The organism is Streptomyces sp. H27-H1 (assembly GCF_026627445.1).
GTDB lineage: Bacteria > Actinomycetota > Actinomycetes > Streptomycetales > Streptomycetaceae > Streptomyces.
Genome location: NZ_JAPNLJ010000006.1, coordinates 163,134 through 177,505 on the forward strand (window position 1 = coordinate 163,134; position 14,372 = coordinate 177,505).

The 14,372-nt window shown below is 71.2% G+C and carries 17 protein-coding genes; 9 read left to right on the forward strand and 8 right to left on the reverse strand.

Features of this window, described 5'->3' with window-relative positions:
- The first annotated feature begins 99 nt into the window (after window positions 1–99).
- Entirely contained in the window at window positions 100–1,275 is a 1,176-nt protein-coding gene (locus OTB20_RS08740) for an 8-amino-7-oxononanoate synthase (protein ID WP_267816137.1), read from the forward strand.
- A gap of 15 nt (window positions 1,276–1,290) precedes the next feature.
- Here the strand turns inward: OTB20_RS08740 and OTB20_RS08745 are convergent, their stop codons facing one another.
- Together OTB20_RS08745 and OTB20_RS08750 are read right to left on the reverse strand one after the other, a co-directional pair.
- Window positions 1,291–1,524 (reverse strand): DUF397 domain-containing protein, encoded by a 234-nt coding sequence (locus tag OTB20_RS08745; protein ID WP_420716352.1) that lies wholly within the window; start codon window positions 1,522–1,524, stop codon window positions 1,291–1,293.
- Between the two features lie 12 nt (window positions 1,525–1,536).
- Window positions 1,537–2,421 carry a helix-turn-helix domain-containing protein gene (locus OTB20_RS08750; protein ID WP_267816140.1) on the reverse strand — a complete coding sequence of 295 codons (885 nt, stop codon included), beginning with the start codon at window positions 2,419–2,421 and terminating at the stop codon, window positions 1,537–1,539.
- Between the two features lie 197 nt (window positions 2,422–2,618).
- Between OTB20_RS08750 and OTB20_RS08755 the strand changes: the two genes are divergently transcribed.
- The gene (locus OTB20_RS08755) at window positions 2,619–3,068 is read left to right on the forward strand and encodes an ATP-binding protein (RefSeq protein WP_267816141.1); all 450 of its coding nucleotides are present in this window, start codon (window positions 2,619–2,621) and stop codon (window positions 3,066–3,068) included.
- A 30-nt stretch (window positions 3,069–3,098) separates the two neighbouring features.
- Here OTB20_RS08755 and OTB20_RS08760 read toward each other — a convergent pair whose 3' ends face one another.
- Entirely contained in the window at window positions 3,099–3,491 is a 393-nt protein-coding gene (locus OTB20_RS08760; RefSeq protein WP_267816143.1) for a VOC family protein, read from the reverse strand.
- Between the two features lie 316 nt (window positions 3,492–3,807).
- Between OTB20_RS08760 and OTB20_RS08765 the strand changes: the two genes are divergently transcribed.
- The 7 genes from OTB20_RS08765 to OTB20_RS08795 all read left to right on the forward strand — a co-directional run bounded on the left by OTB20_RS08765 (window position 3,808) and on the right by OTB20_RS08795 (window position 10,328).
- Complete coding sequence (locus OTB20_RS08765) at window positions 3,808–4,128, forward strand: urease subunit gamma (protein ID WP_267816145.1); 321 nt, start codon at window positions 3,808–3,810, stop codon at window positions 4,126–4,128.
- Window positions 4,125–4,436, forward strand: coding sequence for an urease subunit beta (locus tag OTB20_RS08770; RefSeq protein WP_267816147.1), 312 nt, complete (start codon window positions 4,125–4,127; stop codon window positions 4,434–4,436). The genes OTB20_RS08765 and OTB20_RS08770 overlap by 4 nt, the downstream gene beginning before the upstream one ends.
- Complete coding sequence (locus tag OTB20_RS08775; protein ID WP_267758656.1) at window positions 4,429–6,150, forward strand: urease subunit alpha; 1,722 nt, start codon at window positions 4,429–4,431, stop codon at window positions 6,148–6,150. Before OTB20_RS08770 ends, OTB20_RS08775 begins: the two co-directional genes overlap by 8 nt.
- A 32-nt stretch (window positions 6,151–6,182) precedes the next feature.
- Window positions 6,183–6,857, forward strand: a complete 675-nt coding sequence (locus OTB20_RS08780; protein ID WP_267816316.1) for an urease accessory protein UreF — start codon at window positions 6,183–6,185, stop codon at window positions 6,855–6,857.
- 97 nt (window positions 6,858–6,954) lie between these two features.
- On the forward strand, window positions 6,955–7,650 hold the full coding sequence (gene ureG / locus OTB20_RS08785) for an urease accessory protein UreG (protein ID WP_267816149.1): 696 nt from the start codon (window positions 6,955–6,957) through the stop codon (window positions 7,648–7,650).
- Window positions 7,647–8,453 (forward strand): urease accessory protein UreD, encoded by an 807-nt coding sequence (locus tag OTB20_RS08790; protein ID WP_267816150.1) that lies wholly within the window; start codon window positions 7,647–7,649, stop codon window positions 8,451–8,453. Before ureG ends, OTB20_RS08790 begins: the two co-directional genes overlap by 4 nt.
- Window positions 8,454–8,639: 186 nt before the next feature.
- Window positions 8,640–10,328 carry an alpha/beta hydrolase gene (locus OTB20_RS08795; RefSeq protein ID WP_267816152.1) on the forward strand — a complete coding sequence of 563 codons (1,689 nt, stop codon included), beginning with the start codon at window positions 8,640–8,642 and terminating at the stop codon, window positions 10,326–10,328.
- A gap of 45 nt (window positions 10,329–10,373) precedes the next feature.
- Here OTB20_RS08795 and OTB20_RS08800 read toward each other — a convergent pair whose 3' ends face one another.
- The 5 genes from OTB20_RS08800 to OTB20_RS08820 all read right to left on the reverse strand — a co-directional run bounded on the left by OTB20_RS08800 (window position 10,374) and on the right by OTB20_RS08820 (window position 14,363).
- Window positions 10,374–11,084, reverse strand: coding sequence for a lysophospholipid acyltransferase family protein (locus tag OTB20_RS08800; protein WP_267816154.1), 711 nt, complete (start codon window positions 11,082–11,084; stop codon window positions 10,374–10,376).
- Window positions 11,085–11,159: 75 nt separating this feature from the next.
- Window positions 11,160–11,318 carry a hypothetical protein gene (locus tag OTB20_RS08805; RefSeq protein ID WP_267757098.1) on the reverse strand — a complete coding sequence of 53 codons (159 nt, stop codon included), beginning with the start codon at window positions 11,316–11,318 and terminating at the stop codon, window positions 11,160–11,162.
- Window positions 11,319–11,350: 32 nt separating this feature from the next.
- Window positions 11,351–12,280, reverse strand: a complete 930-nt coding sequence (locus OTB20_RS08810; protein ID WP_267816318.1) for a cytochrome c oxidase assembly protein — start codon at window positions 12,278–12,280, stop codon at window positions 11,351–11,353.
- A gap of 123 nt (window positions 12,281–12,403) precedes the next feature.
- Window positions 12,404–13,432: a 6-phosphofructokinase gene (locus OTB20_RS08815; protein WP_267816156.1), complete on the reverse strand. Its 1,029-nt coding sequence runs from the start codon at window positions 13,430–13,432 to the stop codon at window positions 12,404–12,406.
- Window positions 13,433–13,634: 202 nt separating this feature from the next.
- The gene (locus OTB20_RS08820) at window positions 13,635–14,363 is read right to left on the reverse strand and encodes a type 1 glutamine amidotransferase (protein ID WP_267816158.1); all 729 of its coding nucleotides are present in this window, start codon (window positions 14,361–14,363) and stop codon (window positions 13,635–13,637) included.
- Window positions 14,364–14,372: the final 9 nt, after the last annotated feature.

Here is a 14,372-nt window from a genome sequence, read left to right on the forward strand (position 1 = left end):
GGAAGAGAGTGTGTGTATCGCCACACCTGACGCAGGGGTCACCGGCCGTTAGGGTCGGGCAGGTCTGTGGACTGCCGACAAAAAACGCGAGGACCGTCGATGCCCGACCAGCACACCCCCGCCCCCGTGGACGTCTTCTCCTGGATCGACGAAGCAGAGCAGGCCCGGGAAATGGCCGGTCTGGTCCGGACGCTGCGTCCGCGCCCGGCTTCCTCCCCGTTGCTCGATCTCGCCAGCAACGACTACCTCGGGCTGTCGCGGCACCCCGAGACCGTGCGGGGCGCGCGCGAGGCGGCCGAGCTCTGGGGCACCGGCGCGACTGGATCACGTCTCGTCACCGGCACGACCGAACTCCATGCGGAGCTCGAGCGGGAGCTCGCCGCCTTCTGCGGGTTCGAGGCCGCCCTGGTGCTCTCCTCCGGATACGCGGCCAACCTCGCCGCCGTCACCGCGCTCAGCGACCGGGGCACCCTGGTCGTCTCGGACGCGGGCAACCACGCCTCGATCGTGGACGGCTGCCGGCTGTCCCGCGCCGACACCGCCGTCGTCCCGCACTCCGATCCGGACAGTGCGCGCAAGACGCTCGCCGCGCACGAGGGGAGGGCGCTGCTGGTCACCGACTCGGTGTTCTCGGTCGACGGGGACGCGGCCCCGCTCGCGGCCCACGCGCGGGCCTGCCGGGCCGAGGGCGCGGCTCTGCTCGTGGACGACGCGCACGGTCTCGGGGTCCTGGGCGAGGGCGGCCGCGGCGCGCTGCACGCCGCCGGACTCGCGGGGGCTCCCGGGGTGGTCGCGACGCTGACCCTCTCGAAGTCCCTGGGCAGCCAGGGCGGGGCCGTCCTGGGCCCGGCCAAGGTGATCCGGCACCTGGTCAACACGGCTCGGACCTTCATCTTCGACACCGGGCTGGCCCCGGCCGCGACCGGCGCCGCGCTGGCCGCCCTGCGTCTGCTGGAGCGGGAACCGGAGCGCGCGGACCGCGCCCGGGCGGTGGCCGCCGAACTGTACGGGCGCCTCACCGCGTCCGGCCTGACCGCGGCCCGGCCGGACGCGGCCGTGGTGTCGGTACGGGCCCCGTCGGCTTCGGCGGCACTGCGCTGGGCCGCCGACTGCCGCGAGGCAGGTCTGTCCGTGGGGTGCTTCCGGCCGCCGTCGGTACCGGACGGCATCTCCCGGCTGCGACTGACCGCGCGGGCGGATCTCACGGGGGACGAGATCAGCCGTGCGGTGGAGACGATCCTGAAGACCGCTCCGGCCGGAGCCACGGACCGCTGAGCGCGGCCGCGGGAGCTACGCGAGCACGTCGCTCAGTGGTTCCGTCCCGATGGAGGCGAGGAAACCGTTCCAGGCCGGCCCGGTGAAGAGCACGGCCGGGCCGTCCGTCCGCTTGGAGTCGCGGACGGCGAGCAGGCCGCCGCCGAGGGCGGCCGTCTCCACACAGTTGTTCATTCCGGTGCTGCGGCTGCTTCGCCGCCACCGCGCGCTGTTCAGAAGTCCGCCTGTGGATAAGGGGGTTGCGGACACGGAGGTGCCTCCTTACGCGTCGTCAGCGAGGGCGCTGATGAGATCCGACGAATCGCGGGGCGGGAGGGCGTGCGCCTGGATGGTGCGGAACGCGGCGCTGTACGCCTCAAGGTCTTCCTTCCGCTCCAGATAGAGGCTACTCGTCAAATGGTCGAGTACCACCACATCCAGATCGGCGATGTCCGGAAATGAGAAAATGACGAACGGTCCGGTCAGGCCGAGATGTCCCCCCACACTGAACGGCAGTACCTGCAAACGCACTTGGGGCAGGCTTGCCACCTCCACCAGGTGCCTCAGCTGCTCCGTCATCACCCCCGCCCCGCCGATCGTGCGCCGCAGCACCGCCTCGTCCAGGACCGCACTCAACTCCAGCGGTGGATCCGCCCGCAGTACGCACTGACGCGCCAGCCGTACGTCGACCAGCGCGTCCACCTTCGGCTCCGGCAGCCCGCCCAGCGCGGCCCGGGTCACGGCGCGCGCGTACTCCGGGGTCTGCAGCAGCCCCGGAACCACCGACAGTTCGACGGTGCGGGCCGAGCGGGCACCCGCCTCCAGGCTGATGAAGTCCCGGTACTCCTGCGGCAGCAGCCCCCGGTAGTCGTGCCACCACTGGCGGCCGCGCCCGGTGTCGGCGTCCGGGGCGGGACCCGCCGCCGAGGCCGAGAGGGCTTCCAGCAGGGCGCGCTGCTGCGCGCTCACGACCTCTCCGTACACGTCGAGCAGCAGCCGGATGTCCTCCACCTTGACGCCGCTGCGCCCCGTCTCGATACGGCTGATCTTCGATTGGTGCCACCCCGCCAGCCGGGCCGCCTCACCGCTGGTGAATCCGGACCGGTCGCGAAGGGCACGGAGCTCCTCGCCGAGCTTGCGTCGGCGGACCGCGGGACCTTGCTGCACGCCCTCCTCCTTCCACCGGCACACCTCGCACCAGTCTGCCGTCCAAATACGCTCTTCCGTAGCAGAGTTCACTGCATCGAGCGACAGATATATGCATATCTTGGGGGATCGGCGGAAACGGCGGGACGATGGATGGCACTCTGGCGTCCAGCACAGATCCGGGACGGCTTCGCCCCGGTGGGAAAGGGACCGTCGCCATGGCAGATCACCAGGAAGCATCCGTCACTCTGCCGAGCGATCCCGCCTCGGTCGCGGCCGCCCGCCGCTACGTCGCGGAGGTGCTGGGCGGGTGGGGACTCCCCGACGGTACCGACGCCGCCGACAGCGTCCGCCTCATCGTCTCGGAGCTGGCCACCAACTCCGTGCAGCACACCTTCGGGCAGTCGCCGACCTTCACCGTGGACATCCGGCTGGAGCGCGAGGAGTGGCTCCGCATCGGGGTCACCGACAGCTACCCGCGCTGGCCCAAGCGGCTCCCGGCCGCGGTCCAGCAGGACAACGGCCGGGGGATGGTCATCATCCGCTGGCTCGCCGCGGAGGCCGGCGGCCGGCTCTCCGTCAGCCCCACCGAGGACGGCGGCAAGACCGTGTGGATCGCCCTGCCCTGGACGGCCGGCGCTCCGGCGAAGAGCGCCACCGGCTGCTGAACCAGGCCCCGGCCTGCCGGGGCGCGAACCTCAAGCGAGGTTGCGTTCCGCCGTGCTGCGCTCGATGCACAGCTCGTTGCCATCCGGGTCGGCGAGTACCACCCAGCCCAGAACCCCATCCTCCGAGCGCCGGTCGTCCACGACCTTCGCGCCGAGTCCTAGCAGGCGCTCGACGGTCTCGTCCCGTGTGCCGGTGGGCGGCTGGATGTCCAAGTGGACCCGGTTCTTGACGGTCTTGGCGTCCGGCACGCGGATGAACAGGAGTCCGGGCGCACCGGGCTGTCCCGGCTCGAGCAGGATCTCGTCGTCACCTTCGACGTCGTCGGGGTGTATCGGGAATCCGGTGACCGCAGACCAGAACTCGGCGCTCTTGTAGGGGTCGTGGGCGTCGAAGGTGATATGTCGGACGGGGTTGACGAACATGTGACTCCTCGCTGGGTGTTCTGTGAGTGCATGCGTATACGGAAACAGGCCTGGCGAGCAACCGAGTTGAACCGGGTACCTGCCCGAAACCTGGGTTAACTCGGCGGAAAAGCGCGACGCCTAGCGTGGCAGCCGCGTTCCCTTCACCATTGATCACCCATGGGCCGGCAAAGCGACGGTGGGCGGAACGGAAAGCCTTTCCCCGTGAAGGGCAAGACAAGGTTGGCTCGGATATGCGCAGGTCAACAAAGTGTTGAAGGCCCGTAGGGTCGGCTCGGCGCGATGCTGATCATGTTCCGGAAGCTTGGTGATTCCCGTGCAGTTGACCCCCCACGAGCAAGAGAAGCTGCTCATCCACGTGGCCGCCGACGTGGCCGAGAGACGCAGGGCCAGGGGCTTGCTCCTCAACCACCCCGAGGCGATAGCCCTGATCACCGCACACATCCTCGAAGGAGCCCGCGACGGCCGGACGGTGGCCGAACTGATGGCCTCCGGGCGGACCGTGCTCTCCCGCGAGGAGGTCATGGAGGGGATACCCGAGATGATCCACGACGTCCAGGTCGAGGCGACCTTCCCCGACGGCACCAAGCTCGTCACCGTCCACGATCCGATCGTAGACAGGGGAGTCCTCGCGTGATCCCCGGCGAAATCGCCTACGGAGACGGCCCGGTGCGCCTCAACGAGGGCCGGCCCGTCACCCGGCTGACCGTGCTCAACGCCGCCGACCGGCCCGTCCAGGTCGGCTCGCACTACCACTTCGCCGAGGCCAACCCCGGCCTCGACTTCGACCGCGGCGCCGCCCGCGGACTGCGGCTCGACATCGCCGCCGGCACCGCCGTCCGCTTCGAACCGGGCATCCCGGTCGCCGTGGACCTCGTACCGCTGGCCGGGCTGCGCACCGTGCCGGGACTGCGCGGAGAGACCGGAGGGCCGCTCGATGGCTGAGATATCGCGCCAGGTCTACGCAGACCTCTTCGGGCCCACCACGGGCGACCGCATCCGCCTCGCCGACACCGACCTCTTCGTCGAGATCGAGCGGGACCTCGGCGGCGGCCCCGGCCGGGCCGGTGACGAGGCCGTCTTCGGCGGCGGCAAGGTCATCCGCGAATCCATGGGACAGGCCCGCACGACCCGCGCCGAAGGAGCCGCCGACACCGTCATCACCGGGGTGGTGATCCTCGACCACTGGGGCATCGTCAAGGCCGACGTCGGCATCCGCGACGGCCGGATCTGCGGCATCGGCAAGGCCGGCAACCCCGACACCATGGACGGCGTCGACCGGACCCTGGTCATCGGCCCCGAGACCGAGATCATCGCGGGCAACGGGAAGATCCTCACCGCCGGCGCCATCGACGCCCACGTGCACTTCATCTCCCCGACCGTGATCGAGGAGGCCCTCGCCTCGGGGATCACCACCCTCGTCGGCGGTGGCACCGGCCCCGCGGAGGGAACCAAGGCCACCACCGTCACCCCCGGACCCTGGCACCTGGCACGGATGTTCGCCGCGCTGGAGGCCTACCCCGTCAACATCGGCCTGCTCGGCAAGGGCAACACCATGTCCCGCGAGGGCATGTACTCCCAACTGCGCGGCGGAGCACTCGGCTTCAAGCTCCACGAGGACTGGGGGTCCACCCCGGCCGTCATCGACGCCTGTCTCACCGTCTGCGAGGAGACCGGCGCCCAGGCCGCCATCCACACCGACACCCTCAACGAGGCCGGGTTCGTCGCCGACACCCTCGCCGCCATCGGCGGACGGACCATCCACTCGTACCACACCGAAGGCGCGGGCGGCGGGCACGCCCCCGACATCATCACCGTGGTGTCCGAGCCGAACATCCTGCCCAGCTCCACCAATCCGACCCGGCCGCACACCGTCAACACCGTCGAGGAACACCTCGACATGCTGATGGTCTGCCACCACCTGAACCCCGCCGTCCCCGAGGACCTGGCCTTCGCCGAGTCCCGGATCCGGCCCTCCACCATCGCCGCCGAGGACGTCCTGCACGACCTCGGAGCCATCTCGATCATCTCCTCGGACGCCCAGGCCATGGGCCGCGTCGGCGAGGTCATCCTGCGCACCTGGCAGACCGCCCACGTGATGAAGAAGCGACGAGGCTCCCTGCCCGGTGACGGACCGGCCGACAACCACCGGGCCCGGCGCTACGTCGCCAAGTACACGATCAACCCCGCCGTCGCCCAGGGCCTGGCCCGCGAGATCGGCTCCGTCGAGACCGGCAAACTCGCCGACCTGGTGCTGTGGAACCCCGCCTTCTTCGGGGTCAAGCCCGAACTGGTCATCAAGGGAGGCCAGATCGCCTACGCGCAGATGGGGGACGCCAACGCCTCCATCCCCACCCCGCAGCCGGTCCTGCCGCGCCCGATGTTCGGGGCGTACGGTCGGGCCCCCGGGCTCAACTCGGTCAACTTCACCGCCCAGGCGGCCCTGGACGACGGACTGCCCGAACGGCTCGGCCTCGGCAAAGAGTTCGTCGCCATCGAGAGCACCCGCAAGGTGACCAAGGCGGACATGCGCAACAACGACGCCATGCCCAGGGTGGAGGTCGACGCCGACACCTTCACCGTCACCATCGACGGCGAAGTGGTGGAGCCGGCCCCCGCGACAGAACTGCCCATGGCCCAGCGTTACTTCCTCTTCTGATGGGCGCGGACTCCGCCGCCGGGCACGGCCCGATGGGCCTCGCCACCCTCCTCGTGCTCGCCGACGGCCGCTTCCCCGCCGGAGGGCACGCCCACTCCGGTGGGGCCGAAGCGGCTTGCAAGGCGGGCCGGATCCACGACGCCGCCACCCTGGCGGAGTTCTGCCGGGGCCGGCTGCACACCGCCGGGCTCGTCGCGGCCGCCCTCGCCGCGGCGGCCGCCCTCGGGATCGACCCGGCGGCCCTCGACGAAGCCGCCGACGCCCGGACCCCGTCGCCCGCGCTGCGCACCGCCGCGCGGCGGCTCGGGCGCCAGCTGATGCGGGCCGCCCGCGCCACCTGGCCCGGCGCGGAACTCGACGCACTGGCGGCCGCGTTCCCGCGCGGGGCGCACCAGCCCGTGGTGCTCGGCGTCACGGCCCGGTCGGCGGGGCTCGGGCCGCTCGAGGCCGCGCACGTGGCGGCGTACGAGAGCGTGAGCGGGCCGGCCACCGCCACCGTACGGCTGCTCGGGCTGGACCCCTTCGAGGCGACGGCGGTCCTGGCCGGGCTCGCCCCCGAGCTGGACTCCGTGTCCCGTCAGGCGGTGCGGGCAGCCCTGCGCGCCCGCACCGACGGCACGCACACGCTGCCCGCGGCTTCCTCGCCGCTGCTGGACATCGCGGCGCAGGCCCACGCCGACTGGCCGGTACGCCTGTTCGCCTCCTGATCAGCCGCTCGATCCGGCGCCTGTCCTCCCGTAGCGGGACCCCGTACGCACTCCCACCCCGCATCTCCCCTCCCGCCCCAGCTCAAGGAGAGCCCCCATGCATCTCGACCACGGCGTGACCTTCCCGCACCGCCACACCCACAGCGCGGAGCCGCTCCGGGCGGACGGCACCCGCCGCGCCCTGCGCATCGGCCTCGGCGGGCCCGTCGGCTCAGGCAAGACCGCCACCGTCGCCGCCCTGTGCCGGGCCCTGCGCGCGGAGGTGTCCATGGCCGTGGTCACCAACGACATCTACACCCGGGAGGACGCCGAGTTCCTGCTCCGCGAAGCCGTCCTGCCGCCCGAGCGGATCAGCGCGGTCGAGACCGGGGCCTGCCCGCACACCGCCATCCGCGATGACATCTCCGCCAATCTGGAGGCCGTCGAGGAGCTGGAGGAGGCTTTCCGCGAACACGGATCACTCGGCTTGATCCTCGTCGAGTCCGGCGGCGACAACCTCACCGCCACCTTCTCCCGGGGCCTCGTCGACGCCCAGATCTTCGTCATCGACGTGGCCGGCGGCGACGACATCCCCCGCAAGGGCGGCCCCGGCGTCACCACCGCCGACCTGCTCGTCGTCAACAAGACCGACCTCGCCCCCCACGTCGGCTCGGACCTGGGCCGGATGGCCCGCGACGCCGCCGAGCAGCGCGGCGAACTCCCCGTCGCCTTCCAGTCCCTGCGCAGCGAGGAGGGCGTGGCCCCGGTGGCCGCCTGGGTGCGCGAGCGGATCGCCGCCTGGACCGCCCGGTGAGCCCGAAGGGGAGCCCTACGGTCACCAGCGCGGCCCCCGCCCTCCCCCCGGCCGGTCTGCGTGCCACCGCCCGGATCGGCGCCGCCGCCGACGGGCGGGGCTCCACAGCCCTGCCGCTGCTGGCCGGAGAGGGGCCGCTCGCCCTGCGCCGCACCCGGGGCGGGCCCGGCGAGGCGGGCGTCATGCTGGTCGGCGCCATGAGCGCCCCCCTGGGCGGCGACCACCTCACGGTCGAGGCCACCGCGGGGCCGGGCGCGCGGATGGTGCTCCGCTCCGCGGCGGCCACCCTGGCACTGCCCGGGCGGCACGGGGAAGCCGCGCGGTACGACGTACGGATCCGGCTCGCGGACGGGGCGGCGGTGCGCTGGCTTCCGGAGCCCCTCGTCTCGGTGCGCGGCAGCGACCTGCGGGTCGACACCCGCGCCGAACTCGCTCCCACCGCACGGCTCCTGCTGCGCGAGGAACAGGTGCTGGGCCGTACCGGGGAGGCTCCGGGCCGCCTTCGCACCCGGCTCACCGTGACCCGGGACGGACGGCCGCTGCTGGATCAGGAGCTGGACTGCGGCCCCGGCGCACCCGGCGGCTGGGACGGCCCGGCGGGACTCGCGGGCCACCGGGCGCTCGGCCAGCTGCTGGTGGTGGACCCGGAGTTCGCGAAGGCCCCGCCGCAGGCCGGGATGCTGGGGGAGTTCGCGGCGCTCGCCCCGCTGGCAGGGCCCGCCGTCCTGGTCACGGCCCTGGCCCCGGACGCGCTGCGGTTGCGTGAACTGCTCGACTCCGCCTGCGCCGCCTACGGTTGGTGAACCCGGACGAATCAGACACCGCTCAGCGGTACACCCATTTCCGGATATCGGTCTGGCAAAGAACGGCCCCGTACTCTGTCGCACACTCCTGGTCAGGCGGAAGTATCCCCTGCACACGCCGAGGACATCCACGCCGGCGTGAACCATGCCGCCCACGGCGGCAGATGACGCAGGGGGAACAACCACGTGATACGCAACGCGGCGCTGGGGAGCGCCGCCACTCTGATCACCGGCACGCTGGCGGCGAGCCTGCTGCTCGCCCCGTCCGCGTCGGCCACCCAGGCCTTCCCGTCCGGCCCGTCCGGCCGGGACAACGGGATCGCCGAGGCCTTCGGCACCCAGATCGCAGCCGCCCGCGCGGCCCGCGCCGGGATCGACTGGAAGGGCTGCCCGCCCGACTGGGGCTTCGCGGCGCCCATCCAGTGCGGCTATGTCAAGGTCCCGCTGGACTACAGCAAGCCCTTCGGCAAGACGATCGACCTCGCGGTCGACCGCGCCGTCAGCACCGGCACCAAGGAAGAGCGCCAGGGCGCGCTCATCTACAACCCCGGCGGCCCCGGCGCCTCCGGCATGCGCTTTCCCCGCCGCATCACCACCCAGAGCCCGCTGTGGGTCAACACCGCCAAGGCGTACGACTTCGTGGGCTTCGACCCGCGCGGCGTCGGCCACTCCGCGCCCATCTCCTGCATCGACCCGCAGGAGTACGTCAAGGCCCCCAAGGCCGACCCGGTGCCGGACAGCAAGGCCGACAAGGACGCCCAGCGCAAGCTCGCCGAGGAGTACGCGGACGGCTGCAAGGAGCGCAGCGGCGAGATGCTGCCGTTCATGACCACGCCGAACATCGCGCGTGACCTGGACGTCATCCGTGCCGCCCTCGGCGAGAAGAAGCTGAACTTCCTCGGCGTCTCCTACGGCACCTACATCGGCGGGGTCTACGCGACCCTGTTCCCGACGCACGTGCGCCGCATGATCGTCGACAGCGTCGTGGACCCGTCCCGCGACAACATCTGGTACGAGGCCAACCTCGGCCAGGACGTCGCCTTCCAGATGCGCTGGAACGACTGGGAGGACTGGGTCGCCAAGAACGACGCCTCCTTCCACCTCGGCAACACCCGCGCCGAGGTCGAGGCCAAGTGGCTCGAGCTGCGCGCCAAGGCCAAGGCCAACCCGCTCGGCGGAGTGGTCGGCCCGGCCGAGCTCATCGGCTTCTTCCAGAGCGCCCCGTACTACGACTCCTCCTGGGTGCCCGTCGCCCAGACCTGGGCCGCGTACGCCGCCGGTGACGAGCAGGCGCTGATCGACGCCATCGCCCCCGACATGAGCGACATCCAGGGCAACGCCTCGGCGGAGAACGGCAACGCGGTCTACACCGCCGTGGAGTGCGCCGACGCCAAGTGGCCCACCAGCTGGTCCAAGTGGGACCGGGACAACACCAAGCTGCACGCCCAGTACCCCTTCATGACCTGGGCCAACGCGTGGATGAACCTGCCCTGCGCGACCTGGAAGTCCAAGCAGTACAACGCGATCGAGGTTGGTGTCGGCGCCCACCGCGGCCTGCCCCCGGTGCTGATCGTCCAGGCCGAGCGCGACGCGGCCACGCCGTACAAGGGCGGGGTCTCGCTGCACCAGCGGCTCGCCGGCTCGCGGCTGATCACCGAGCAGAGCGCCGGCTCGCACGGTGTCACCAACCTGGTGAACCCCTGCATCAACACGCGGGTGGACACCTACCTGCTCACCGGCAAGGTCGACGCCCAGGACGTGACGTGCGCCCCGCACGCCACCCCGGTGGCCCCGGCCCCCGTCGCCGCCAAGCTGCTCGCGCCGGCTCCGGCCGCCGACGAGCGGGCGGCCGACGAGCTCCCGGCCATCCGCTAGCCGGACCGGGCGGGAACAGCTCCGCATCACCGCACGGGAGAGGGCTCAGCGCGTCCAGCGCCGGGCCTTCTTCCGTGCTTCCTCCTCCTCCGCCTTGACCTCGGTGGCGTACCGGTCCACGTACTCCTGGCCGGACAGCGCGAGGACCTCGTACATGATCTCGTCGGTGATGGCCCGCAGCACCGCCCGCTCGCCCTCCATCCCCGCGTACCGGGAGAAGTCCAGCGGCCGACCGAAGCGGATCGTGACCCGGCGGACCTTGGGGATCTTCTGCCCGGGCGGCTGGATCTCGAAGGTCCCGACCATCGCGCAGGGGACGACGGGCACCCCGGCGCCCAGTGCCATCGCGGCCACCCCCACCTTGCCCTTGTAGAGCCGCCCGTCGTGCGAGCGGGTGCCCTCCGGGTAGATGCCGAGCAGTTCGCCCTTGGACAGCACCCCGAGCCCCTCGCGGAGCGCCGCCTTGCCGGCGTCCTTACCGGAGCGGTCGACCGGGATCTGGCCGGCGCTGCGGAAGAAGGCGGCGGTGAGCCGTCCCTTCACGCCCGGTCCGGTGAAGTACTCGGCCTTCGCGAGGAAGGTGATGCGCCGCTTGAGGATCGCGGGCATCAGGAAATGGTCGGAGAAGGACAGGTGGTTGCCCGCGACGATCGCCGCTCCGTCCGCCGGGATGTTCTCCAGTCCCTCGATGCGTGGCCGGAACAGGAGCCGCAGCAGCGGCCCCAGGATCACATGCTTGAGCAAGTGGTAGAACACCAGGCCGCTCCCGTCGACATCCCGTTGTCACGGGACATCCTACGGATGGTCGGCCCAGAGGCGCAGAGGGTGGCGTCAGGCACCGCGTGAGGCAGCCATTCCTGCTGTGAGCAGCCCCAGGACCACCCAGCCGAACCACAGCCAGCCGTTGCTTCCCAAGGCCACCGAGTACGTGGCGATCGCCACGAGAGAGGCGAAGGTCATCACTGCCATCGCCTTCACGGATCCGGTCATGCCCCATGGTGGCGCGCGAAGGCGGTTCCGCGCTACTGGCCACGCGCTTGGAGTGCGGCGAGATACGAGTTGTAGGCCGCGAGCTCCTGGTCCCCGTTGCGGTCCTCGGCGCGGTCGGAGCGCTTCGCGGCCCGCTGCTCGGAGTGGTACCACTGGTAGACCAGCGCGATCAGCACCAGCACCGAGGGGATCTCGCTGAAGGCCCAGGCGATGCCGCCGCCCCACTGCTGGTCGAGCAGCGGATCGATGCCGAGGGAGGCGGACGGGTTCGCGTACGTCTTGATCATCGGCTCGCTCGCCATCATCAGCGCGATGCCGAAGAAGGCGTGGAAGGGCATTCCGGCGAACAGCTCCAGCATCCGCATCACGTAACCGGGGCGGTGCGGGCCCGGGTCCACGCCCATGATCGGCCAGAAGAAGACGAGGCCGACGGCGAGGAAGTGCACCATCATCGCGATGTGGCCCATCTTCGACCCCATCAGGAAGTCGAAGATGGGGGTGAAGTACAGGCCGTAGAGGCTGGCGATGAACATCGGGATGGTGAACACCGGATGGGTGATCACCTTCATGTACCGGCTGTGCAGGAGCATCAGCAGCACCTCGCGCGGCCCCTTGTGGCCGCGGGCCGCCGGCGGCAGTGCGCGCAGCGCCAGCGTCACGGGCGCGCCCAGCAGCAGCAGGATCGGGCTGAGCATGCTGATCACCATGTGCTGGACCATGTGCACGCTGAACATGACCATGCCGTAGTCGTTCAGCTTGGTGCACATCATCAGGGCCACGCTCAAAACGCCGACGGTGAAGGCGATCGTCCGCCCGGCCGGCCAGGAGTCCCCGCGCCGCAGCAGCCGCACCACGCCCCACCCGTACAGCGCGAGGCCGACGAGCGAGCCGATCAGGAAGAAGGCGTCGAAGGAGAACTCGAGCCCGCGTCCGAGGGTGAAGGGCGGCAGGTCCATGTCCATGTTCATGCCGTCGTGCGCGAGGTAACTCAATCTCTTCACTCCCTTGACCCGTGGTGCCCCACCACAGTAATGCCGCCCCCGGACGGGAAATCGTCCGGGGGCGGTGTCGAGAGGGGGGAAAGATCACAACACGTTCTGGGCCTCGGCGTACCGCTCGGCCGGAACCGTCTTCAGCGTCTGCACGGCCTCGTCGAGCGGCAGCATGACGATGTCCGTGCCGCGCAGCGCCGTGAGCATCCCGAACTGGCCCCGGTGGGCCGCCTCCACCGCGTGCCAGCCGAAGCGGGTCGCCAGCACCCGGTCGTACGCCGTGGGCGTGCCGCCGCGCTGGACGTGGCCCAGGATGACCGGGCGGGCCTCCTTGCCGAGGCGCTCCTCCAGCTCGACGGCGAGGCGGTTGCCGATGCCGGCGAACCGCTCGTGGCCGTACATGTCGGTGCCGCCCTCCTCGAGGGCCATCGAGCTGCCCTCGGCGGGCTTGGCGCCCTCGGCGACCACGACGATCGCGAAGCGCTTGCCCTGCTCGAAGCGCTCGCCGACGATCGTCGTCAGTTCCTCGATGTCGAAGGGGCGCTCCGGTACGACGATCGCGTGCGCGCCGGCCGCCATGCCCGAGTGCAGGGCGATCCAGCCGGTGTGGCGGCCCATGACCTCCACGACCATCACGCGCTGGTGGGACTCCGCGGTGGTCTTCAGCCGGTCCAGCGCCTCGGTGGCGACCCCGACCGCGGTGTCGAAGCCGAAGGTGACGTCGGTCGAGGCGATGTCGTTGTCGATCGTCTTGGGGACGCCGACGATCGGCAGGCCGCCCTGCGAGAGCAGGTTCGCGGCCTTCAGGGTGCCCTCGCCGCCGATCGGGATGATGGCGTCCAGGCCGAGATCGGCTACGTGGCCGCGGGCCCGCTCCACGCCGTCGCGCAGATGGGCGGGCTGGACCCGGGAGGACCCCAGAATCGTTCCGCCACGGGCCAGGATGCCGCTCACGGCATCCAGATCGAGCTTGCGGTAGTCGCACTCCAGGAGGCCGCGCCAGCCGTCGCGGAAACCGATGACCTCGTCCCCGTGGTCGACGACGGCGCGGTGCACGACGGAGCGGATGACGGCATTGAGCCCGGGGCAGTCGCCTCCGGAAGTGAGCACACCTATGCGCATGGCAGGAAGGACCTTTGCAACGTGGGCCGACGACCGGACCACGTCGTCCGGTTGGAACTGGACAGCAGCCTACAAGCGGATCGCGTGTGGACTGAACCATCCTCCACATGCTGGTCAGATCAGTCGTACGAAAAGACGTCGGCCCGGATGCCCCGAGGGGAATCCGGGCCGAAGGCCGCTCGCGGTGGTGCCGGTGAGGCTCCTACGCGGGCTGCGTCGCCGCCGCGATCCGCTCGGCGCGCAGTGCGTCGTACCAGCGGTCGTCGACGGGCGGCAGCGCGTTCACGTCGAGGGCCAGCTTCAGCAGCAGGTCCGCGATCTGCGGGTTGCGCGCCATCACGGGACCGTGCATGTACGTCCCGAACACCGTGTCGTTGTACGCGCCTTCGGTGCCGTCGCCGTTGCCGTTGCCGCGGCCCATCGTGACCCGGGCGAACGGCTTGGCCGTGGGGCCCAGGTGCGTCACGCCCTGGTGGTTCTCGAACCCGGTCAGCTGCGGCAGCCCGAGCCGCGGGTCGATGTCGCCGAGCACGTCGCCGACGCACCGCTCGCCCTCGCCGCGCACCGTCACCACGTCCAGCAGGCCGAGGCCCTGCTGGCGCTCGCCGACGTCGTTGACGAACTCCTGGCCCAGGATCTGGTACCCGGCACAGACGGAGAAGACGATCGCCCCGTTCGAGACGGCGCGCTCCAGACCGCCGTCGCGCACCAGCCGCTCCGCGGCCAGCCGCTGCGGGCGGTCCTCGCCGCCGCCGATCAGGTAGATGTCGCCCGAGGTGGGGATGGGCTGGTCGCTGCGCACGTCCACGCGCTGCACGTCCAGGCCGCGCCGGCGGGCCCGGCGCTCGACGACCAGGGCGTTGCCCTGGTCTCCGTACGTGCTCAGCAGGTCGGGGTAGACCCACACCAGACGCAGGCTGTTGTCGCTCATGCTCTTGTC

Excerpts from the sequence above, each read along its gene's own strand:
- OTB20_RS08775 (WP_267758656.1), top strand. The coding sequence starts at position 4,429 with ATGGCTGAGATATCGCGCCAGGTCTACGCAGACCTCTTCGGGCCCACC.
- OTB20_RS08780 (WP_267816316.1), top strand. The coding sequence starts at position 6,183 with ATGGGCCTCGCCACCCTCCTCGTGCTCGCCGACGGCCGCTTCCCCGCC.
- OTB20_RS08810 (WP_267816318.1), bottom strand. The coding sequence starts at position 12,280 with ATGGACATGGACCTGCCGCCCTTCACCCTCGGACGCGGGCTCGAGTTC.
- OTB20_RS08755 (WP_267816141.1), top strand. The coding sequence starts at position 2,619 with ATGGCAGATCACCAGGAAGCATCCGTCACTCTGCCGAGCGATCCCGCC.
- OTB20_RS08815 (WP_267816156.1), bottom strand. The coding sequence starts at position 13,432 with ATGCGCATAGGTGTGCTCACTTCCGGAGGCGACTGCCCCGGGCTCAAT.
- OTB20_RS08760 (WP_267816143.1), bottom strand. The coding sequence starts at position 3,491 with ATGTTCGTCAACCCCGTCCGACATATCACCTTCGACGCCCACGACCCC.
- OTB20_RS08820 (WP_267816158.1), bottom strand. The coding sequence starts at position 14,363 with ATGAGCGACAACAGCCTGCGTCTGGTGTGGGTCTACCCCGACCTGCTG.
- OTB20_RS08805 (WP_267757098.1), bottom strand. The coding sequence starts at position 11,318 with ATGACCGGATCCGTGAAGGCGATGGCAGTGATGACCTTCGCCTCTCTC.
- ureG (WP_267816149.1), top strand. The coding sequence starts at position 6,955 with ATGCATCTCGACCACGGCGTGACCTTCCCGCACCGCCACACCCACAGC.
- OTB20_RS08740 (WP_267816137.1), top strand. The coding sequence starts at position 100 with ATGCCCGACCAGCACACCCCCGCCCCCGTGGACGTCTTCTCCTGGATC.